General features: G+C 63.7%; 19 protein-coding genes. 6 read left to right on the top strand and 13 right to left on the bottom strand.

The annotated features are described in order from the left end of the window. Positions 1-38 precede the first annotated feature (38 nt). From EJ079_RS27560 to EJ079_RS27545, 4 genes are all read right to left on the bottom strand, one after another. Positions 39-1,307 carry an O-antigen ligase family protein gene (locus EJ079_RS27560; protein ID WP_127397444.1) on the bottom strand — a complete coding sequence of 423 codons (1,269 nt, stop codon included), beginning with the start codon at positions 1,305-1,307 and terminating at the stop codon, positions 39-41. Continuing rightward, positions 1,304-2,839, bottom strand: coding sequence for an undecaprenyl-phosphate glucose phosphotransferase (locus EJ079_RS27555; protein ID WP_127267065.1), 1,536 nt, complete (start codon positions 2,837-2,839; stop codon positions 1,304-1,306). Before EJ079_RS27555 ends, EJ079_RS27560 begins: the two co-directional genes overlap by 4 nt. A gap of 94 nt (positions 2,840-2,933) precedes the next feature. Continuing rightward, positions 2,934-4,064, bottom strand: coding sequence for a glycosyltransferase family 4 protein (locus EJ079_RS27550; protein ID WP_127810694.1), 1,131 nt, complete (start codon positions 4,062-4,064; stop codon positions 2,934-2,936). Positions 4,065-4,074: 10 nt separating this feature from the next. Then, on the bottom strand, positions 4,075-4,638 hold the full coding sequence (locus EJ079_RS27545; RefSeq protein WP_013532220.1) for a polysaccharide biosynthesis/export family protein: 564 nt from the start codon (positions 4,636-4,638) through the stop codon (positions 4,075-4,077). 260 nt (positions 4,639-4,898) lie between these two features. Between EJ079_RS27545 and EJ079_RS27540 the strand changes: the two genes are divergently transcribed. Then, positions 4,899-7,169: an exopolysaccharide transport family protein gene (locus EJ079_RS27540; RefSeq protein ID WP_127810693.1), complete on the top strand. Its 2,271-nt coding sequence runs from the start codon at positions 4,899-4,901 to the stop codon at positions 7,167-7,169. Between the two features lie 46 nt (positions 7,170-7,215). Here the strand turns inward: EJ079_RS27540 and EJ079_RS27535 are convergent, their stop codons facing one another. Both EJ079_RS27535 and EJ079_RS27530 read right to left on the bottom strand, forming a co-directional pair. Beyond that, positions 7,216-8,052, bottom strand: a complete 837-nt coding sequence (locus EJ079_RS27535) for a GNAT family N-acetyltransferase (protein ID WP_127810692.1) — start codon at positions 8,050-8,052, stop codon at positions 7,216-7,218. 4 nt (positions 8,053-8,056) lie between these two features. Further along, a complete protein-coding gene (locus tag EJ079_RS27530; RefSeq protein ID WP_127810691.1) occupies positions 8,057-9,280 on the bottom strand; it encodes a GNAT family N-acetyltransferase in 1,224 nt (407 codons plus the stop codon). Positions 9,281-9,371: 91 nt separating this feature from the next. On the opposite strand from EJ079_RS27530, the gene EJ079_RS27525 reads away from it, so the two are divergent. Continuing rightward, positions 9,372-10,430, top strand: coding sequence for a polysaccharide deacetylase family protein (locus tag EJ079_RS27525; protein WP_127810690.1), 1,059 nt, complete (start codon positions 9,372-9,374; stop codon positions 10,428-10,430). 15 nt (positions 10,431-10,445) lie between these two features. Here EJ079_RS27525 and EJ079_RS27520 read toward each other — a convergent pair whose 3' ends face one another. Next, entirely contained in the window at positions 10,446-10,661 is a 216-nt protein-coding gene (locus EJ079_RS27520) for a DUF2842 domain-containing protein (protein ID WP_023810263.1), read from the bottom strand. A 198-nt stretch (positions 10,662-10,859) separates the two neighbouring features. Here EJ079_RS27520 and EJ079_RS27515 point away from each other — a divergent pair, with 198 nt between their 5' ends. Beyond that, positions 10,860-11,951 (top strand): COX15/CtaA family protein, encoded by a 1,092-nt coding sequence (locus EJ079_RS27515; protein ID WP_127810689.1) that lies wholly within the window; start codon positions 10,860-10,862, stop codon positions 11,949-11,951. Positions 11,952-11,978: 27 nt separating this feature from the next. Here the strand turns inward: EJ079_RS27515 and EJ079_RS27510 are convergent, their stop codons facing one another. Genes EJ079_RS27510 through speB form a run of 3 tightly spaced genes read right to left on the bottom strand, consistent with a single transcriptional unit; the run spans position 11,979 to position 14,782 of the window. Then, on the bottom strand, positions 11,979-12,821 hold the full coding sequence (locus EJ079_RS27510) for an aminoglycoside phosphotransferase family protein (RefSeq protein WP_206622045.1): 843 nt from the start codon (positions 12,819-12,821) through the stop codon (positions 11,979-11,981). Further along, positions 12,818-13,744 (bottom strand): N-acetyl-gamma-glutamyl-phosphate reductase, encoded by a 927-nt coding sequence (gene argC / locus EJ079_RS27505; RefSeq protein WP_127810687.1) that lies wholly within the window; start codon positions 13,742-13,744, stop codon positions 12,818-12,820. Before argC ends, EJ079_RS27510 begins: the two co-directional genes overlap by 4 nt. Before the next feature lie 30 nt (positions 13,745-13,774). Then, complete coding sequence (gene speB, locus EJ079_RS27500; RefSeq protein ID WP_127810686.1) at positions 13,775-14,782, bottom strand: agmatinase; 1,008 nt, start codon at positions 14,780-14,782, stop codon at positions 13,775-13,777. A gap of 123 nt (positions 14,783-14,905) precedes the next feature. Here speB and EJ079_RS27495 point away from each other — a divergent pair, with 123 nt between their 5' ends. Both EJ079_RS27495 and EJ079_RS27490 read left to right on the top strand, forming a co-directional pair. Next, positions 14,906-16,114 carry an acyltransferase gene (locus tag EJ079_RS27495; RefSeq protein ID WP_127397416.1) on the top strand — a complete coding sequence of 403 codons (1,209 nt, stop codon included), beginning with the start codon at positions 14,906-14,908 and terminating at the stop codon, positions 16,112-16,114. A gap of 97 nt (positions 16,115-16,211) precedes the next feature. Next, complete coding sequence (locus tag EJ079_RS27490) at positions 16,212-17,270, top strand: glycerophosphodiester phosphodiesterase family protein (RefSeq protein WP_127810685.1); 1,059 nt, start codon at positions 16,212-16,214, stop codon at positions 17,268-17,270. A gap of 158 nt (positions 17,271-17,428) precedes the next feature. Here the strand turns inward: EJ079_RS27490 and EJ079_RS27485 are convergent, their stop codons facing one another. Then, positions 17,429-18,316 (bottom strand): aldo/keto reductase family oxidoreductase, encoded by an 888-nt coding sequence (locus tag EJ079_RS27485; RefSeq protein ID WP_127810684.1) that lies wholly within the window; start codon positions 18,314-18,316, stop codon positions 17,429-17,431. Positions 18,317-18,407: 91 nt separating this feature from the next. Here EJ079_RS27485 and EJ079_RS27480 point away from each other — a divergent pair, with 91 nt between their 5' ends. Next, on the top strand, positions 18,408-19,307 hold the full coding sequence (locus EJ079_RS27480) for a LysR family transcriptional regulator (RefSeq protein WP_127810683.1): 900 nt from the start codon (positions 18,408-18,410) through the stop codon (positions 19,305-19,307). 194 nt (positions 19,308-19,501) lie between these two features. On the opposite strand, the gene rpsI is transcribed toward EJ079_RS27480, so the two are convergent. Together rpsI and rplM are read right to left on the bottom strand one after the other, a co-directional pair. Then, the gene (gene rpsI, locus EJ079_RS27475) at positions 19,502-19,984 is read right to left on the bottom strand and encodes a 30S ribosomal protein S9 (RefSeq protein WP_023810272.1); all 483 of its coding nucleotides are present in this window, start codon (positions 19,982-19,984) and stop codon (positions 19,502-19,504) included. Between the two features lies 1 nt (position 19,985). Then, positions 19,986-20,450, bottom strand: a complete 465-nt coding sequence (rplM, locus tag EJ079_RS27470) for a 50S ribosomal protein L13 (RefSeq protein ID WP_013532205.1) — start codon at positions 20,448-20,450, stop codon at positions 19,986-19,988. Between the last annotated feature and the right edge of the window lie 178 nt (positions 20,451-20,628).

Here is a 20,628-nt window from a genome sequence, read left to right as displayed (position 1 = left end):
GTGATAACCCCGTGCGGGTCAACCGAATTCCGCGACTTTTATACCGCTGCGATTGCCGGTGCCGGCGAGCCCTGCAAGGCAGGCCGCAACAGCCGTTGGTGCCTGTATTCCAGCGCGATGGCGCCCCAGATCAGGCCGAGCAGCAGGTAGACATGGCGCCAGTGGTCGATGTCGATGAAGGTGCCGAGCCCGATATTGCCGATGAAGGCGACATAGGCACACAGGAGATAGGGCTGCCACGGCCGGTCGCGCAGCAGGATGCGGAAGCCGGCTGCTATCGTCCATAAGACGAGCGCCAGGAACGACACGAAGCCGAGCCAGCCATAATCCATCAGCATCTTCAGCCAGATGTCGTGGGTGTCTTCGCCGAAGATCGTGCCGAAGACCAGCGGGCCGATGCCGAACGGATGCTCCATCGCCATCTGGAAGCCGATCCCGTAGCGGGCGAAGCGGCCGAGGCGGGCGGTGTCGTAGCTCTGTTCGAGCTGGGCACGGTTGGAGAACATCTCCGACACGCCGGGCAGCTGCAGGATGACGATGATGGCGATGACCAGCAGCGCCAGTGCTGCAATCGTCATCACCACCACACGCAGCCGGAACTTGCCGCTGGCGCTCTGCAGGAACAGGCAGCCGGTGAGCAGGACGGCCGAGACGGTGAACATGCCCCAGGCGCCGCGCGAGAAGGAGAAGAAGATGCCGGCGGTGATGATCAGCAGCGGCACCGCCAGCAGCGGCATGCGTGTCGCCGGTCCGGTCAAAAGCAGATAGAGTAGATAGATGCCGGGCAGCACCAGGAACGGGCCGAACACGTTCGGGTCCTGGAAGGCGCCGGCGGCGCGATCGTATTTGGTGAACATCTCCGCGCCCGGAAAGGCATGGAAATAGCCTGCAATGCCAAGCAGCGAGGTGGCCACGGCCGAGACCACATAGGCAATGAAGATCAGCCGGTATAGGCTCGGTTGTACGGCGGTGATCGATGCGAAGAACACCGCGCTGAAGGCGAGAAACAGCGACACGGCGAGATAGAGCGGCGTGTTGGCGAGGTCCGCCATCTGCGTCATGGAGATCATGCCGCCGATGTTCATCATCACCAGTAGCACCAGCAGCGGCGTGGCCGCGCGGGAAATCCTCAGGCCGAAAAGCGCCCAGATGGCGATCAGGCCGGCCATGTAGAGCTCATAGGGCGCCGGCTCGCTGATGACGAAGCCCGACAGCAGAATGCCGAGGAAGACCGCGCCCGACGAAATCAGCGCGACCAGCTTGGCGTTGACCGCCGCGCGCGGCAGATCATGGCTGATCGCACTCAATAGGCGTTTTCCGTATTGAGCAGCCGGAGCGGCGTCAGGAACAGGATCCGCAAATCGAACAGCAGCGACCAGTTCTCGATGTAGTAGAGATCATACTCGGTCCGCATGCGGATCTTCTCGTTGGTGTCCATCTCGCCGCGCCAGCCATTGATCTGCGCCCAGCCGGTGACGCCGGGCTTGACCTTGTGGCGGGCGAAATAGCCGTCGACCACCTCGTTGTAGAGCAGGTTGTGCGACTGCGCGGCGATGGCATGCGGACGCGGGCCGACCAGCGACAGCGAACCGAGCAGCGAGTTGAAGAACTGCGGCAGCTCGTCTATCGAGGTCTTGCGGATGAAGCGGCCGACGCGGGTGACGCGAGGATCGTTCTTGGTCACCGTCTGCTTGGCGGTCGGGTCGGCCTTGTCCGTATACATCGAGCGGAACTTGTAGACCTCGATGATCTCGTTGTTGAAGCCGTGCCGCTTCTGATGGAACAGCACCGGACCCTTGCTGTCGAGCTTGATGGCGATGGCGGTCGCCAGCATGACCGGCGAGAACACGACGATGCCGATCAGGCTGAAGACGATGTCGAAGGCGCGTTTGGCGACCGAATCCCAGTCGTTGATCGGCTTGTCGAAGATGTCGAGCATCGGCACCGCGCCGATGTAGGAATAGGCGCGCGGGCGAAATTGCAGCGCGTTGGAATGTGCCGATAGCCGGATGTCGACCGGCAGCACCCACAGCTTCTTCAGCAGCTGCAGAACGCGCGATTCGGCGGTCAGCGGCAGCGATACGATCAGCATGTCGATGCGGGCGATGCGGGCGAACTCGATCAGTTCCGAAATGGTGCCGAGCTTGGGGTAGCCGGCGACGATGGGCGGCGAGCGCTTGTCGCCGCGATCGTCGAAGATGCCGCAGATGCGGATATCGTTGTAGGGCTGCTTTTCGACCGAGCGGATCAGGATTTCCGCCGCCTTGCCGCCGCCGACGATGACGGCGCGCCGCTCCATGCGGCCATCGCGCGCCCAGGCCCGGATCAGCTTCGACATCACCAGCCTGAGGCCGAAGATGAGAACGAAGCCGATGACGAACCAACTGCCGAACAATAGGCGCGAATAGTCCTGCGACATCTTCATGACGAATGCCGTCAGCGCCATCAGGGCGAATGTGCCGGCCCAGACCAGCAGCACGCGGCCGAAATTGGCGATGGGCCGCATCAGGGCGACGATCTGGTAGCAGTCGGTGACGTCGAGCAGCACCACGGCGAGGAACGAGCCGGCTGCGATCGTCACCGGATATTGCCAGGCGAGATAATTGAAGAAACCGACATAGTGGAAATAGACGGCGAGCCCGGACAGGAACAGCAAGCCGAATTCGACCATGCGCAGGACACCGCTGACCATGATCGGTGACATCGTATCGCGCCGGTACTGCGAGGCGACCTGGCGGGCGACATCGTTCATGCCGCTTGGCGTGTCGCCATCGGCCGGGCCGTCGAATTTACGCACCGCCTCTGCTGAAAAGCGGCGCGCGGGGTCGATCTCGTTCATGAGGGCTTTCCGCAAACTTCCCCACGGTCATAGCAAAAGAGAGCTAAGAAACCCTTGAAACAACGTATGGCTTTGGAACGGCTTGGCCCTGTGCCTACCTGTCGAGCGCTGCGAAATAGGCCTTCTCGATGTCGGCGGCCATCACATCGGCGCCGAAGCGTGCCTTGAGGTTGGCGCTATCGGGCATCAGGTCGCGATAGGCGACCGGGTCGGCCAGCGCCTGGCTCATCCTGTCGGCGAGCTCGATCGGGTCAGGTCGGATCAGGGCAGGGGAACCGGTGTCGAATATCTCCGGGATGCCGCCGACCGCGGTTGCGATCATCGGCTTTCCCGCGGCAAGCGTTTCCAGGACGATATAGGGCATGGCTTCGGCGCGCGAGGGAACGATGATAAGCGCGGCAAGGGCAAAGGCCTCCCTGGCCGGCATCGGCGGCAGAAAGCGGACATGGCGCTCGAGCCCGAGGCGTTTCACTTGCCCGTGGTAACGCAGAAGGTCGTCGCCGTCGCCGACCATCACCGCGGTCAGCGCGCGGCCGAACCGTGGGCCGGCAAGGGCCAATGCGTCGATGAAGATATCCGGTCCCTTCAGGTCGCGCATCATGCCGATATAAAGCAGGTCGGCTGCGTCGGGCTCGGTGATCACCGGCTCGAATTCAGTGGCGCGCAGGCCGTTATAGACGAGGGTGTTGGGAATGGGAGGCTCGCCAACCTTGTGGCGATAGGTCCGCCGCTCATAGTCCGAGACAAACAGCAGATAGTCGGTGAAGCGAGCCATGAATCGCTCGAGCGCGAAGAACAGCTTTCCGATGACCGTGCTCTCGTCATAGTGGAGCGAGCCGCCATGCGGCGAATAAAGGCGGGCTACGCGAGACCTTGATACCCGCAACAATGAGCCGAACAGACGGGCATAGGCGCCACCCTTGGCGCCGTGCCCATGCAGTACGTCCGGCCGCAATTCCTTGATGATCCTGTATGTGCGCCAAGCCGAGGCAAGGTCGCCGGGACCGACATGGCGCTGCATCGGCGTGCGATGAATGCCGAGCGCCAGCATGCCCTTCATCTGCTCGAACAAATGTTCCTCGAACGCGCCGCCCGTCGTCGAATCGCAGACGATGCCGACCGAATGCCCGGCGGCGACCTGCGCCTCGGCCAGGTCGCGCACATGCCGGAAAATTCCTCCGACGGGTGAGCGAAAGCAATGGACGATCCTGAGCCTGTCCGCCACTTGGTATCTGTCAGAACAGACGTTCGCGGACGTAGACCGTATCGCCCGGCAGCAGCGGATCGGAGGTGACCACGCGGCCGGTCATCACCTTGCCGTTGATGTCGCGGGTGATGTCGACGCTTTCCTGGTTGGCGCGCGGCGTGAAGCCGCCGGCAATGGCGATCGCCTTCTGCACCGTCAGGCCGGGAACATAGGAATATTGGCCGGCGGCACCCACTTCGCCCATGACGAAGATCGGCCGGTAGCGGTCGATCTCGACCGAAACGTCGGGATCGCGCAGATAGCCTTGCCGCAATTTGTCGGCGATCTCCTTTTCCATCTGCTGCGCGGTGTGGCCGCGCGCCGGTATGGCGCCGACAAGCGGGAAGGAGAGATAGCCGGATTGATCGACACTGTAGGTGTTGGTCAGCCCGTCCTGCTCGAACACGGTCACGCGGACGCGGTCGCCGGCGCCAAGACGGTAGGGCTGATCGAGCACCTCATGGAAGGCGGCCGGCGTCGGCCGGTAGCTGGAACAGCCAGCCAGCATCGATACGGCAAGCAGCGCGCGAAACAGGGAAGCAGTGCTTTTCATGACCGGACAAGTACCTTCGACTGGGCCGCTGCGGCGTCGCAGCAAACATCAGGGATCGAGGCCCGTTATCATCCTGTTAGGGTTAATGGCCGGTAAAGGGAGCGGCCGACGCGTGGCGCATCGGCAAGAGTTTTTGTGATTCTTGGCGGTTTTGTTTGCCGCCCGCCAGTAAACCCTAACGGAAACTTACCACGATCTTAACGGCTGAGTTACCATAGTTGTTTACGGTGCGTGCTGACCCAGTATCGGAGTAGGGATGCATGTCCGTTCAGTCCGCGGCCGCAGATGTCGATGTCGATCTCAGGCAGCTCTTCGCCAGCCTGGCGAGGAACTGGCTGCGTATAGTCCTCGTCGTCCTGTTGGCAACCGGGCTGGCCTTTGCTTTCGCCTCGCTGGCAACCCGGCACTACAAGGCCGAGACGCAGGTGGAGATCGCGCCGCGCGAATCCATCTACACGCGGCCGGCCAGCAACAACAACGACACCGACAAGCCTATCCTCGACGAACAGGGCGTCGCCACCCAGGTCCAGATCATTTCCTCCAACGAAATCCTCAAGCAGGTCTCGCAAAAGCTTGGTCTGGAAAAACTGCCCGAGTTCAATGAAGCGCTCGACATGTCGGCGCTGAGCCGCGCTCTGGTCCTGGTCGGCCTGAAAAGCGACCCGATGGAAATTCCGACGGAAGAGCGCGTGCTCAAGAAAATGCACGAGAAGCTCAACGTCTATGGCGTCGAGAAGACCCGCATCATTGCCATCGAATTCTCATCGGAAGATCCCAAGCTCGCGGCCGCCGTACCGGACGCCATCGCCGCCGCCTATATAGCGGGGCAAGGGGCGGCCAAGCTCGAATCGAACAGCGCCGCGGCAGACTTCCTGGCGCCCGAGATCGCCGACCTGCAGCGGCAGGTCAAGGATGCCGAGGCGAAGGTCGCCGCCTATCGCGCCCAGTCCGATCTTTTGATGGGTGGCAACAATTCGGTGCTGGCCACCCAGCAGCTTTCGGAACTGTCGAGCGAACTGTCGAAAGTGCGCGCCAACCGCGCCGCGGCCGAAGCGACCGCCGACGGCGTGCGCAGGGCGCTGCAGAATGGCGGTTCGCTGGATGCTGTGCCGGAGGTTCTGTCGTCGGACCTGATCCAGCGCTTGCGTGAGCGACAGGTCGAATTGCGCTCCAACATCGCCGATCTGTCGACGACACTGCTAGGCAACCATCCGCGCATTCGCGCGCTGAAATCGCAACTGTCCGATCTCGACGCACAGATCCGCAGCGAGGCCCAGAAGATCATGAAAGGCCTGTTGATGCAGGCCGAGACGGCAAAGGCCCGCGAGAACCAGCTTGTCGCAGACGTCAACACATTGAAAGCCGCTTCGGCGCAGGCCGGCGAACAACAGGTCGATCTCGACGCACTGCAGCGCGACGCGACCGCCAAGCGACAGCAACTCGAGCTGTACCTGACCAACTACCGCGAAGCCGCTTCGCGCCAGGATCGCAACTATCTGCCGGTCGACGCGCGGATCGCCTCGAAGGCTTCGGTTCCCTCCGAGGCCTATTTCCCGAAGGTCGGGCCGATCGTCGGCGCGGCTTTCGCCGCATCGCTGCTGATCATGGCGATCGTGACGCTTCTGCGGGAGCTGTTTTCAGGCCGCGCGATGCGGCCGGCGAGCGGTTCCCGTTTCGAACGGATCGATGAGGTCGCGATGCCCCAGGTGGCGCAGGCGCCGGTCGCCAAGCCATTTGTCCGCCACGAGCCTGCCGTCCTGCAGGACCCCTTGGTTGGCCAGGAGCTGCCTGAACGTGCGGATGAAACAGATGCGGAGCCCTATGCCGCCGGAATGCCGGCCATGGCCGAGGCACCGGATGTGGTCGCAATGCCCGATACGACGGCGACAGAGCAGACGGCTGTCGAGCCCGAACCGGCGCGTTCCACCCTGGGCGAGATCGATATCGAGAAGGCTGCCGAAAAGCTGATCTCCAGCGGTGCGGCGCGCGCCATATTCGTCTCGCCGGAAGGCGACGAGGCGGCTGCATCCGCGATCCTGGTGGCGCGCGAGGTCGCCGACGCCGGGCTGCGCGTGCTGTTGCTGGACCTCACCGCGTCGGGGGCCGCCTCGCGGCCGATGCTGGACAGCGGCCTTTTCCCGGGCATCACCAACCTGCTCGCTTCGGAAGCGCAGTTCAGCGACGTCATCCATGCCGATCTCTACTCGGACTGTCACGTCATCCCGGTCGGAACCGCCGATCCGGTTCGTGCCATGCGTGCCGCCGACCGGCTGCCGATCATCATGCAGTCGCTGACGACAGCCTACGACCTGGTCGTGGTCGAGTGCGGACCGGCCGACGCACAAGGCATCGGCCGCCTGACCGGCGATGCCACCGAGGTCTTTCTCTCCATGCTGGAGGCCGACGATGAGGTGACGCAGGCTGCGGTCAAGCTGATCGAGAACGGCTACCCCGACCTCACGCTGGTGACGCCGCTCGGCCACGAACCGCCCGGCAATCCGGTGCCGGGAAGGCGCACTGCCGCTGCCTGAGGGGAGCCCCGGATCGCCGGCGGGGCCGTTCTGCGGTTCGCCCGATCTATCCCAGTTCAAGCGTCGTTACGCCGAACACCCTTCGCAGGTCCAGTTCCGGGGCAGGCCCCATGTACATGCGCGTGGTGGTGAAGGTCGGCGCAAAGCCGGCCGCATCGAGCGCAGTTATGAAGCCGGCGTTATCGGCGGGGACGTCGATGTGCAGCTCGCCGCCCTCGCAGGCGCCGGCCAGTCCCTCCAGGAGTTGCAAAGCGATCTCCGTGTCGTCGGCAAACAGCGGGCCGATCTTGAAGCCGGATCGACAGCGGCGCGCCACGCCAAAACCGGTCACGCCGCGCGAACCGATCGCCGCTAGCCCATGATGCGGCTCCTGCAGCCATCGCTTCAGAAAGGTGCCTCGGGGCGCCGGAAAGCAATGGGCGTCATAGGCGACGATGCCGGACAGGAGCTGCGTCGTAATCATCCGCAACCCATCGGCCCTGACCGGCTGGCCTGCCGTGCGCCCGGTGAAGCGGATGGTCTCATAGGCCGGCGCGAAGCCCTTGCGCCGGTAATTGGCCTGCTGCTCGGCGACGCCGTCGAGGCCGACAGTCCGGCCCGAAAGCCTTTTCATGCCGGCGTCCCACACGGCCTTGCCGTAGCTCATGCCGCGCATGTCAGGCCGGCAGATGTAGAGGCCGATGAAACCGAATTCGCTTCCATAGGCCACGGCCGAAATTGCCGCGACCATGTCGTCGCCGACAAAGGCGCCGATGAAGCCTTCGGGGTCCGCGGCCTGGAACATCGCCGGGTCTTCATGACCTGGGTTCCAGCCTTCCGCGGCCGCCCAGTCGACGAGAAGCGCCAGTTCCTGCAGGGACAGTGTGCGGATGATCGGCTTCATGGCGTCAGCTATCTTCTTCCGCGGGCGCTGCCTGGCCGGCGGCTTTGCGGCGCAGCACTTTGGTCAGCTTCCAGATCGTCGGGCTGTTCTTGACGAAGGCTTTCAGCCGCGCGCCTTGCCGAAGCGTCAGCGCCAGCATGCGGCCCTTCATGGTCAAGGGGACCAGCACTTCGAAATGCCGCGTTTCGATATCGCACCACAGCCGCTTGTAAGGCTCATCTCCGACCGAAAAGTCATAGACCTCGAAACCGGTCTCGCAGGCTTCCTGGATGTTGTCGAAGAACAGGAAATCGCCGGGGCTGGCATGCCCGAGATCGTCCTCGGCGATCGCTCCGAATTCGCAGATCAGGCGTTTGCCCAAGCGGCTTGAACCGGTGATGGCGCGCAGCTTGCCGGCAACCTCGAGCCCGTGCAGCACGAAGGAAGGCCTGTCCTCGGCAAGCGCCTGCATGAACAGCGCGCGGAAGAAGCCGCGTACCTGTGCGTCGCCAAAAACATTGGCGATGCCCATCTTGCGGAAGCGGAGTTCCTTCATCTCGAAGAAGGCGTCGAGCAGCCTGCCCACCTCGTCGGGGGTGCGGGCCCCGATGCGCCGATAGCTGCCTACGGCCTCGAATTTCCGGATCTGCGACCGGTGCTTCTTGCGTTTGCGTTTGCCGCTGGCGCGGGAAAGCAGCGCATCGAAGCCGCCGGCGAGATCGACGGCCAGCGACAGGTTGGGGCTGGAAAAATACTCAAGCGATGCGAGCGGATTGGCGACGCCGTCGAGATCGGGCAGCAACCGCTCGAGCGCGACCAGATCGATGTCCGGGCGTGCCTTGGCGATGGCCGCCAGCACCGATCGGAGGGCCGGTATATCCGCTTTGGCCAGCCAGTTCGGGTCCGCGGCGACGAAGTTGCCGTTGGCGTGGCGCCCACCCATGAAGCGGGCGATCCGGAACGGCCCCCTGGCGGCAACCTCCAGCGCCAGCGAGAAAACCGGTTTGCCCTCGGCACTCAGCGTCGCGACGAGCAGGTCCGGTCGTGTCTCGGTCGCCCAGTTCTGGACCCAGGCAGCACTCTGCGCCGGCCCAAACAGGGCCGAGCGGCAGAACTCGGCATAGGCCGCGAGTCCGTCCGTGGACGCCACTGAAATCGACAGGCCGGCATGGTCCCGTGGCAAGGCGCGCGACGATGCCTCGGTCGCCGCAAGCCGATTGCCGTCAAATGACGCGGTTGCGTCAACCATACCTCAATCCTTAGGACGTATTGATCGCGATTTGGGGGTTCGCATAGGCGCATTCCGTGCTTGGATCAGCCTAGGCGCAAAAGGTGAATGAATGATCGACGGCGGGGAGGCAATCCGGAAACTGGCGCTGAACGTCGCCCGCTATACCGGCCTTGCACCGCTGGCCAAGCCGTTCATCGGCGGCATCGGCGCCATCCTGATGCTGCACCGTGTTACCGCGACGCCGGAAAAGCCGGACAGCGTCAACCGGCATCTGAATATCGCGCCCGGCTTCCTTGACGCCATGATCGCGGACATGAAGGCGCATGGCTATGCCTTCGTCTCCATGGACGAAGCCGTTGAGCGCATCAAAGCAGGCGGCAAGGGCGGTCAGTTTGCCACCATCACCGCCGACGACGCCTATCGCGACAACATGGTCGAGGCGCTGCCGGTGTTGGAGAAGCATGGCGCGCCGATCACCATCTATGTCGCACCCGGGCTGATCAACGGCACCGCCGACCTGTGGTGGGACGTTGTCGAGGACATCGTCAACGCGCGCGATACCTTGACGCTGACGCGGCCGAATGGTCCGCTGACGATCGATTGCTCGACCCCCGCGAAGAAGCTGCAGGCCAATGCACGCCTGCACGCCTATCTCACCTCCGAAATACGCGAGGAGGACCTGCAGGCGGTGTTGCGCGATCTGGCTCGCGCAAATGGCGTCGACGCCGACGGTCCGCGCCTGCGCACATTGATGAGCTGGGATGAAATCCGTCGCATCGCCGCGCATCCGCTGGTGACGATCGGCGCCCATACGATCAACCACAGCAATCTGAAGCGGCTCTCCGAAGCCGTTGCCCGGCACGAGGTTGGCGCCGTGCGCGCCATGTTGCAGGCCGAACTGGGCGAAATGCCCCGCCATTTCGCTTATCCCTATGGCTATGCCAGCGCTGTCGGCTGCCGCGAAGTGGGTTTTGCCCGCGATGCAGGCTATATCTCCGCCGTGACGACGCGCCACGGCGTGCTGCGCGCCGAGCATGCCGGGTTCCTGCACGCCTTGCCGCGCATTTCCGTCAACGGCCGCTACCAGAGCCTCGCCCACATCCGCACCATGCTGTCGGGCGTGACGACGCCGCTCGCCAACGCCGGCAAGATGGTCGTCACCATCTGACGCTGGCGGTTTCGCCTATCGCTTGGCCCTCGGCTCCAGCATCAGCCATTTGATGATGCCCATTGCCGGCAGCACCCAGAGCAGGCCGCTGAGCAGGAAGAACAGGAAATGCACCCACGGACCCGACTCCGACAGCCGGGCGACCGCGAAGATCGATGCGACCAGCGCATAGACGATGACCAGCGCGACCAGCAGAAACATTCCGATCAGCTTTTTCAGGCGCAGGGGCATGGCTGGTCTCCTGATCGAGCATGCCGGAATTCGCACAAGAGGCCTGGCAGGCTCAAGGGGTATCGGCCTCGCATAGGCCTTGAGGCGAGACTGTGCAACCGGTGAGACGCGGCGCGACGGCGTGCCGCGCCGTATGGTCTTGCCAGCACGGGTGCGATGGTCCACCAATCCGCCAAATCAACCTGCCGGGACAAGATCATGGCTGCCATATCAGCTGCCGCGCCATACGTCGCCCGCGACCGCGACCTGCATAACCGGGCGCTGCTGCGCGGCTGGCTCTATGTGGTGCTTCTGGTGCTGTTTGCGCTGGTGCTGGTCGGCGGCGCCACAAGGCTCACCGATTCCGGCCTGTCGATTACGCAGTGGAAGCCGATCCATGGCGTGATCCCGCCGCTCAACGATGCCGAGTGGCAAGAGGAATTCCAGCTCTACCAGCAGATCCCGCAATATGCCGAGCTCAACAAGGGCATGAGCATCGAGGCGTTCAAGTCGATCTTCTGGTGGGAATGGGCGCACCGCATCCTGGCGCGCAGCGTCGGCCTGGTCTTTGCCCTGCCGCTGCTGTTCTTCTGGGCGACGCGCCGCATCGAACGCGGCCTGGGAGCGAAGCTGGTGGGCATTCTCCTGCTCGGCGGCCTGCAAGGCGCCATCGGCTGGTGGATGGTGGCTTCAGGATTGGTCGACCGGGTCTCCGTCAGCCAGTACCGGCTGGCGACCCACCTGACACTCGCCGCGCTGATCTTCACCGCCACCATGGTGGTCGCGCGAGGATTGGCGCCGCATTCCGAACCCGCCGCCGATCGGTCGACGCAGAGGCTGGCCGGGTTCATCGTGCTGCTGGCGCTGATCCAGATCTATCTCGGCGGCCTGGTCGCCGGGCTCGACGCGGGCTTAAGCTACAACACCTGGCCGTTGATGGACGGCAAGATCATCCCTGGCGATCTGCTGATCCTCGAGCCGGCGTGGCGCAACTTCTTCGAGAGCCCGAAGACGGTGCAGTTCGTCCATCGGTTTGGCGCCTACACGGTATTCGTCGTGGTATTGTGGCACATGATCGCCACGCGCCGGCGGCTGCCTGAAACAACGCATGCGCGGCGCGCGACGCTGCTGTTTCTACTGGTGCTGGTCCAAGCTTCGATCGGCATCGGCACGCTGCTGATGCATGTGCCGCTGCATATGGCGCTGACCCATCAGGGATTTGCGCTGATCGTGCTGGGTTTTGCCGCCGCACACTGGCGCGGCACCAAGGGCGCCTATCCCTTGCCGGCGGGAATAGCGCTCAGGGGCTGATCTTGGAGCTGATCTACCGGGTCCGGATCAGAAGCTTGCCCGTACCGCCCGGATCGCCTTGACGACCGACAATTCGCGGTTCTCCTCGACCGCATTGTCGTCCTCATGATGCCAGGATGCCGAAAGGCAGCCATAGGCGATGGCATGATCAAGGATAGCGGCCGGTGTCTGGCCCAGAGTGTTGGCAAAGATCCCGGCCATACCAGCGATCCGCTCGGGGTCGAGGCAGAGATCGTCCCGCTCGAGCGGGTTGTAGAACATGTTCGCCGCATCGAAGCCGGGGTCGCCGAGCACGCCCTTCGGATCGATAGCCAGCCAGCCGCGCGGTCCGTGCAGGATGTTCTCGTGATGCAGGTCGCCATGCAGTGGCCTGATATCGTGCGGATCGGTCAGCAGCCGGTCGGCAATAGTGGCGGCCTCGACATAGAGGCCGTCATGGCCGGCGTCGCGATCGGCATTCGCCTTGTTGAACAGGCTGGCGAAGCGTTCCCGGAGCGGCTGAAGTTCGGGCGGGAAGGGGTCTTTCCCCTGTGAAAACAGCTTCGCCATCACCTCGGCCGCAATTGCGGTCGCTACAAAGTCGCCCTGTTCGTCGAGAACTTGCTGAAGCAGCGTTTCACCGGCATATTCCAGCAGCATGCTGTGGCCGTCGCGGCCGAGCAGGCGCACCGCGCCTTCGCCGCGCCGCCAGGCGAGATAATGCTCGCCGCGCAACTCGTCGGCGACGTCGTCGAAAGGCTTGAGCGCCTTGACGATCGCCGGCGACCCGTCTTCGCGCAAAACCTTCCAGATGCGGCTCGAAAAGGTCTCGGCAATGAGTTCGGGCGCGCTGACTTTCCAGCGCGCCGGAAAGGCTGGCGCGTCCATCAGAGGCCGAGCATCAGGTCCATGTTCTGCACGGCGGCACCCGAGGCACCCTTGCCAAGATTGTCATAGACCGCCAGCAGCAGGGCCTGCGCCCGTTTGTCATTGGCAAAGACATAGACCTTCATCCGGTTGGTGCCGTTGTAGACCTCGGGATTGATCTCCGGCATGCGCTCCGAATGCGCATAGGGCGCCACTTCGACCACGCCGCCCTTGATGGCGGCGAAATGGTCGGCAATCGCCGCATGCAGCTCCGCACCGGTCGGCACATGGTCGAGGCTGCCAAGCTGCAACGGCACCACGGTGATCATGCCTTGCGCGAAATTGCCGACCGCCGGCTGCATGATCGGATCATGCGACAGCCTGGCATAGGCCCTCAATTCCGGCACGTGCTTGTGCTGAAGCGTGAGGCCGTAGGGCAGGAATTCCGAGGCTTCCTCGCCCTTGGCGACATAGTCCTCGATCATCGGCCGTCCGCCGCCCGAATAGCCCGAAATGCCGTTGACGGTGATCGGGAAATCCGCCGGCAGCAGGCCTGACGTGACCAGCGGCCGTAGCGTGGCGATCGGTCCCTGCGGCCAGCAGCCTGGATTGGCGACGCGTTTTGCCGAGGCGATCGCCTTTGCCTGGTCCTTGTCCATCTCGGCGAAACCATACGCCCAGCCTTCCGCCACGCGATGCGCGGTCGACGCATCGATGACCTTGGTGGTGTCGTTGGCGATCAGCGAGACGCTTTCTTTCGCCGCGTCGTCAGGCAGGCACAGGATCGCGACATCGGCGGCGTTGAGAAACTCGGCGCGCGCCGCCGTTTCCTTGCGGCGTTCGGTCGGGATGGAAATGATCTCCAGATCAATGCGCTCGGCAAGCAGCGCCCTGATCTGCAGGCCGGTGGTGCCGTGTTCGCCGTCGATGAAGATTTTCGGTTTCATGGGTTGATCAAATTCCCTGATATTTCAAGATTATATGCCCTGACCTTGAATCACTGCGGCACCATTGTGGTTGCCGTTGTTCAACTCTTCAAGCCGGGCCTTTCGCTCAGCCAGCAGGCCGAGATATTGCATGGCCACCATCGAGCCGGCGATCGCCGTTATATCGGCGTGATCATAGGCCGGCGCAACCTCTACGATGTCGGCACCGACAATATCGATCTGGTTGAGTTGGCGCAGCGTCGACAGGATCTTCGCCGAGGACGGCCCGCCGGCAACTGGCGTGCCTGTGCCAGGCGCGTAGGCCGGATCGAGGCAGTCGATGTCGAAGGTGAGGTAGGTCTTCTTGCCGCCGGTGCGGTCGACGATGGCGTAGGCGATATCGGACGCCCGCATCTCCTCGATTTCATGGCCATGGAGGATCTTGATGCCGAACGTGTCGGGTGCATGGGTGCGGATGCCGATCTGGATCGAGCGGTCGGGGTCGATGATGCCTTCCTTGACGGCGCGGCCGACGAAGGATCCGTGGTCGATGCGCTTGCCGTCGTCCGGCCAGGTGTCCTGATGGGCGTCGAACTGCACCAAGGCGAGCGGACCATGGATGGCGGCATGCGCCTTGAGCAGCGGCCAGGTGACGAAATGATCGCCGCCGAGCGTCAGCAGGAAGGCGCCGGATTTCAGGATCTTGGCCGCTTCACGTTCGATCGTGCCGGGTGTCTTCTGGTGATTGCCCGAATCGAGCAGGCAATCGCCATAGTCGACCACCGCCAGATGCTCGAACAAATCGCGTGAGAACGGATATTGCGGGTCGTTATCGAGGATCGCCGAGGCGCGGCGGATCGCCTGCGGCCCGAAGCGGGCGCCCGGCCGGTTGGTGACGGCGGCATCGAAGGGAATACCCCACACCACCGCGTCCGCGCCCTTCACGTCTTTTGTGTATTTGCGGCGCATGAACGACAGCGCGCCGGAATAGGTCGGCTCGAACGCGGCGCCCGTTTTGGAACGGGCGGTGAAGGCGTTGTCGATGTTGTTGTTCGCCATTACGGATCCTCGTTTTTCATCGGGGTGCAACAACTACAGAACCGGCACGGAAGATGCCAGTCACAGCTTGGCGAGACGGAATGGCGCTGCCCGAGTGCCACGGCAAGACAGGATTGTATCATCATGACGCAGACCGCGTTTCTCAACCCCACCCTTGTCGTGGCGTCGGCCCGCACCGGCACGGTCGCCGGCGAACGCTTCCTGGTGCTCGATTCGTGGCGCGGCATCTGCGCGCTTCTGGTGGCGCTGTTTCACTTTCCGACCGCTTCGACGATTTCGCAAAGCGCCTTCATCGGTTCGTCCTACCTGTTCGTCGATTTCTTCTTCGTCCTCTCCGGTTTCGTCATCGCCAGCAGCTACGGCGATCGGCTGAACCAGCCGGAACAGGTCGCGCGCTTCGCACTGGTCCGTTTCGGCCGCATCTACCCGCTGCATCTGCTCATGCTTGCCGCCTTCGCCGGCTTCGAGTTGCTGCGGCTGATGCTGCCGCAATTGCACGGCACCGGGGCTGCCCCCTTCAGCGGAGGCTTCGACCTCGGCAGCCTGCTTGCCAATCTTCTTCTGCTCCAGGGTGTCGGTTTCGAGGATCAATTGACCTGGAATGCGCCAAGCTGGAGCATTTCGGCCGAGTTCTTCGCCTATCTCCTGTTTGCTGGCGTGGTCTTCGTCGCCGGCGCGCGCGCCTGGATATGGTTCGTCGCCGCCGCCGTCACCGCGCCGCTGTTCCTGCTCGGTTTCTCGACCCATCATATGGATGTGTCCTTCGATTTCGGCTTCATCCGCTGCCTGTACGGCTTCTCGCTCGGCGCCTTGCTGGCCTGGTTTCAGCATGATTCCATTGCAGGGGCGCGACAGGCCCTCGCCAGGAGCGGCCCGCGGATGGACTGGACCCTTGCCGAAATCGTCATGGTGACCGTCATCGTGCTTTTCGTCTCGCTGGCGGGCGGCAATGATTTCGGCATCGCGGCACCCCTGGTGTTCGCGCTGGCGCTGTTCCTGTTCGCCCATGAGGGCGGCTGGATCAGCGCCTTGCTGAGAACCCCGTTCATGTTGACGCTCGGCGCGCTGTCCTACTCGATCTACATGGTCCACATTTTCGTCCAGGCGCGCCTGATCAACATCGCCGGGCTCGTCGAGCGCAAGCTCGGCCTCGGCCTGATGGGCGATTTCATGCTGCGCGGCCAGCCTGCCACCGGCTTCGGCGCCGGCTGGACCGGAGCATTGGCGATCGTCGTCATGCTCGCGGCCACCATTGCCGCCTCCTGGATCACCTGGCGGTTTGTCGAGATGCCGGCCATGGCGTGGTTCCGCCGGCTCTCGAAACGCATCTGACGCGCACTCCCCGCGAACAACCGCTAGCCGGCTTCGTTCACCTGGATGTCACGAGGGTCGCCTATCCCGATCTCGATCCGGCAAGGAGCGATTCTCGATGCGGACCATCTGGCTGAGCCTTCTGTTTTCCTCGGCACTTGTGGCCTTTTCTGACCAGTCATTGGCCGGCGAGACCCGCGCCAGGCAGATTCTTGACCGCTTCGAGCACGCCAACCAGTGGCGCGACCACGTCATGGTGGTCGCGCATCGCGCCGGCAGCATGCAGGCGGGCAAGACGCTCTACGCGGAAAATTCGATTGCCGCCGTGGAGGGGTCGATCGCCATGGGCGCAGAAATCGTCGAGGTCGATATCAGGCGCTCGAAGGACGGTGAGTTCGTCGTCATGCATGACAGCTGGCTCGACCGCACCACCACCTGCAAGGGCGAGGTGGTCAAATACACCCTGGCCGAACTGAAGACCTGCAGGCTGGTGGTCGAAGGCACCGGTGCGGTGACGGGTGAAACAGTCTCGACGCTGCGCGAGATGCTGATGGCGACCAGGGACAGGACCCTCATCAACCTCGACAACAAGCTCGACGTCGGCGACCTCTCGGGCATGATCGCGGTGGCTCGCGATCTCGGCATGGCCGAGCAGGTTATCGTCAAGGAGAATTTGTGGAACCAGAACCGGATCACCACGGTCCAGGCGGCAATGACCGCTATCGGCGGCGGCTTCCAGTTCATGCCGATCATCGCCGATGACGCGGTGCGTGATGCCGGCTTCGCCCGGACGGTCGGCCATGCCTTTTCGCCGCGCGCAATCGAGCTGATCAACTGGCGGGCAGGCGCCGAGACGCTGACCGAGACCGGCGGGCCGTTGTTCAGCACGCGCATGCGCGCGGCCGCGGTCAGGGGCAACTGGCACATCTGGGCCGACACCTACACCATCGCTGGCAAGCCGGGCGGCTTCCTGGCCGGCGGCCGCGGCGACGAACTGGCGGTGCAGGCCAGCCTGCCGCGCGAAGTCTGGGGTTTTTGGGCCGATCGCGGCGCCACAATCATTCAGACGGACGAGCCGAAGGCAGCCATCGTATGGCTGACGGCGAATGGTTTTCGCGTGCCTTATACAGATGGGGAGCGGCCGGTTGAGCCGGCGAATACGGCGAGTATCAATTGAGGCTCGCCGCTGGAGGGGGAGATGGCCGGCAGGCCAGAGGGGGTCGCCGCGCACAGAGCGCCAACCTTCATCTGCCGCAGGAGGTCGCGCCCGGTCGTGCCGACCCCCTCTGTCGCCTTTGGCGACATCTCCCCCTCAAGGGGGGAGATTGGCGCGCTTTACGCCGCCTTAGCCATCCCATCCAATTCGTTGAGCACATCGTCCGAAAGCTTGAGTTCGGCAGCAGCGAGGTTTTCCCGCAAATGTCCGACCGACGATGTGCCGGGAATCAGCAGGATGTTGGGCGCGCGGCGCAGCAGCCAGGCGAGCGCAACCTGCATTTGCGTGGCGCCGAGGCGTGTTGCGACGTCCGACAGGGTGGAGGATTGCAGCGGGTTGAAGCCGCCGAGCGGGAAGAACGGCACATAGGCAATGCCGTCGCGGGCAAGGTCGTCGATCAGGGCGTCGTCGCCGCGATGCGCAAGATTGTACTGATTCTGCACGCAGACGATCTCGGCGATACGGCGCCCTTCGGCGATCTGCGCCGGCGTCACGTTGCTCAGCCCGATATGTTTGACCAGGCCTTTCTGTTGAAGCCCGGCCAGCACGGTGAGCGGCGCTTCGATCGACCCTTCGGCTGGACCATGGGTATCGAACATGATGCGCAAATTGACCACATCGAGCACCTCGAGCCCGAGATTGCTTAGATTGTCATGCACGGCCTGGGTCAGCTCTTCCACGGAAAAGGCCGGCAACCACGATCCATCCGCGCCGCGCCGGGCGCCAATCTTGGTGACGATGACGAGATCGTCAGGGTAGGGCGCCAGCGCTTCGCGGATCAAAAGGTTGGTGACGTGCGGTCCATAGAAGTCGCTGGTGTCGATGTGGTCGACGCCTTGCGTCACGGCCTCGCGCAGCACGGCCAATGCCGCGTCATGGTCCTTGGGCGGCCCGAACACGCCGGGTCCGGCGAGTTGCATGGCACCGTAGCCGAGCCGCTTCACGGTGTGGCTGCCAAGCTTGAAGGTGGCGGGGGCGAAGGTGCCGGATTGTTGGATGTTGGACATGATTGATCTCCTTTGAGGAGGCAGAGATAGGCGCTGCCCAACCTCGTGATAATCCGGTACAATCCACACAGGCCGTGCGGAATGGCGAACAATGATGGACCTCAGCGATCTGAACGCCTTCGTGGCGGTGGCGCGCGCCGGCGGTTTTCGCGATGGCGCGCGTGCGAGCGGCGGCAGCGCCTCCGGCTTGAGTGAGGCGGTGCGTCGCCTGGAAGTGCAGCTCGGTGTCAGGCTGTTCAACCGCACGACGCGCAGCGTTGTCCCGACCGAGGCGGGCCTCAGCCTGCTGGAGCGGCTCGGTCCGGCGCTGTCGGAGGTGGAGGCGGCGCTGGACGTGGTGAACGGCTTTCGCGACAGGCCGGCGGGCTCGCTGCGTCTCAATGTGCCGGTCAGCGCCGCGCGGTTGATCTTGCCCGATATCGTGCCGGGTTTCCTCGCCGCCTATCCCGGCATCCGTCTGGAAGTGATCGCCGATGAGAACTTTGTCGATGTGCTGGCGGCCGGGTGTGACGCCGGCATCCGCTATGACGAGCGGCTGGAGCAGGACATGATCGCGGTGCCGATCGGACCGCGCGTGCAGCGCTTCGCCACCGCTGCCAGCCCTGCCTATCTTGCTCGTCATGGGCGGCCGCAACACCCGAGCGACCTGCTTGGCCACTCTTGCGTGCGCGGGCGCTTTTCCAGCGGTGCGATGCTGCCTTGGGAGTTCGAGCGCGACGGTGAGGTGGTGCGGGTCGATCCGACAGGGCCGCTGATCGTGCGGATCGGCGGCGCGACCGATCTTGCCGTCGATGCGGCCATCGCCGGCACCGGCATCATCGGCCTCTTCGAGGGCTGGCTTCGCCCCTACTTCGAAAGCGGCGCGCTTGAGCCCATTCTCGAACCGTGGTGGCCGAGTTTTCCCGGACCGTTCCTCTATTATCCCGGCCGGCGGCTGGTGCCGGCCCCGCTGCGGGCGTTCATCGACTATATCAAGGGCGGCAAGGCCTGACCTGTTTATGCCGGCGCCTTCACCCCACCCGGCGCTACGCGCCGACCTTCCCATCGAGGGGAGGTAGGGCGTCGCGCTCTTCTACCTCCCCTCGATGGGGAGGTCGCGCAGGCGCGGGTGGGGTGACTGCCGAGCCGCAAACAAAAAGGCCGCCCGGGAGGCGGCCTTTTCGATTGTCTGAAGCTGCGAAGTGCTTAGCGCTTCGAGAACTGGAACGAACGACGGGCTTTCGCCTTGCCGTACTTCTTGCGCTCGACGACGCGGCTGTCGCGGGTCAGGAAGCCGCCCTTCTTGAGCACGGCGCGCAGCGTCGGCTCGTAATAGGTCAGCGCCTTGGAGATGCCGTGACGCACGGCGCCAGCCTGGCCGGAGAGACCGCCGCCGACAACGGTCGCGACGATGTCGTACTGGCCGGCGCGGTTGGAGGCGATGATCGGCTGGTTGAGGATCATCTGCAGGACCGGACGCGCGAAATAGGTCGCGAATTCCTTGTCGTTGACGATGATCTTGCCGGAACCCGGCTTCACCCAGACGCGCGCAATGGCGTTCTTGCGCTTGCCGGTGGCATAGGCGCGGCCCGACTTGTCGAGCTTCTGGACGTGGACGGGGGCTGCCGGCTGGGTATTGGTGTTGCCGGTGGCGGCGCCCAGTTCTGCGAGCGAGGAAAGCTCAGCCATCTTATGCGACCTTCTTGTTCTTGGCGTTCAGCTTGGCCACGTCGAGCACGACGGGCTGCTGTGCGACATGCGGATGCTCGGCACCTGCATAGACGCGCAGGTTCTTCATCTGGCGACGACCGAGCGGGCCACGTGGGACCATGCGCTCAACGGCCTTCTCGACGACACGCTCGGGGAAACGACCCTCGAGCAGCTGGCGCGCGGTGCGCTCCTTGATGCCGCCTGGGTGGCCGGTGTGCCAGTAATAGACCTTGTCGGTGAACTTCTTGCCGGTGAACACCACCTTGTCGGCATTGATGACAATGACGTTGTCGCCGTCGTCGACATGCGGGGTGAAGGTCGGCTTGTGCTTGCCGCGAAGATGATTGGCGATGACAGTGGCCAGACGACCGACGACGAGACCTTCGGCGTCGATCAGGATCCACTTCTTCACCACATCCGCAGGCTTCTGCGAAAAGGTTGTCATGTTTTCTGCTCTCGGTTCTGACCTTCATAAAAGAAGGCGTTTCTTGTTGCTTGGATTGTCGGAAGGACGCTGTCCGCCGCCAATAACAAAACGGCGGCCTTTGCGGGCCGCTGCTTCGTGAGGGCTTATAGGCGAGGGTGGTGATCGCGTCAAGGCGCGCGAAAAGGAGAATATCTGA

This window comes from Mesorhizobium sp. M7A.F.Ce.TU.012.03.2.1, assembly GCF_004006095.1.
GTDB lineage: Bacteria > Pseudomonadota > Alphaproteobacteria > Rhizobiales > Rhizobiaceae > Mesorhizobium.
The sequence above is the reverse complement of the archived record's forward strand: the minus strand, read 5'-3'. Positions and strand labels throughout refer to the sequence as shown.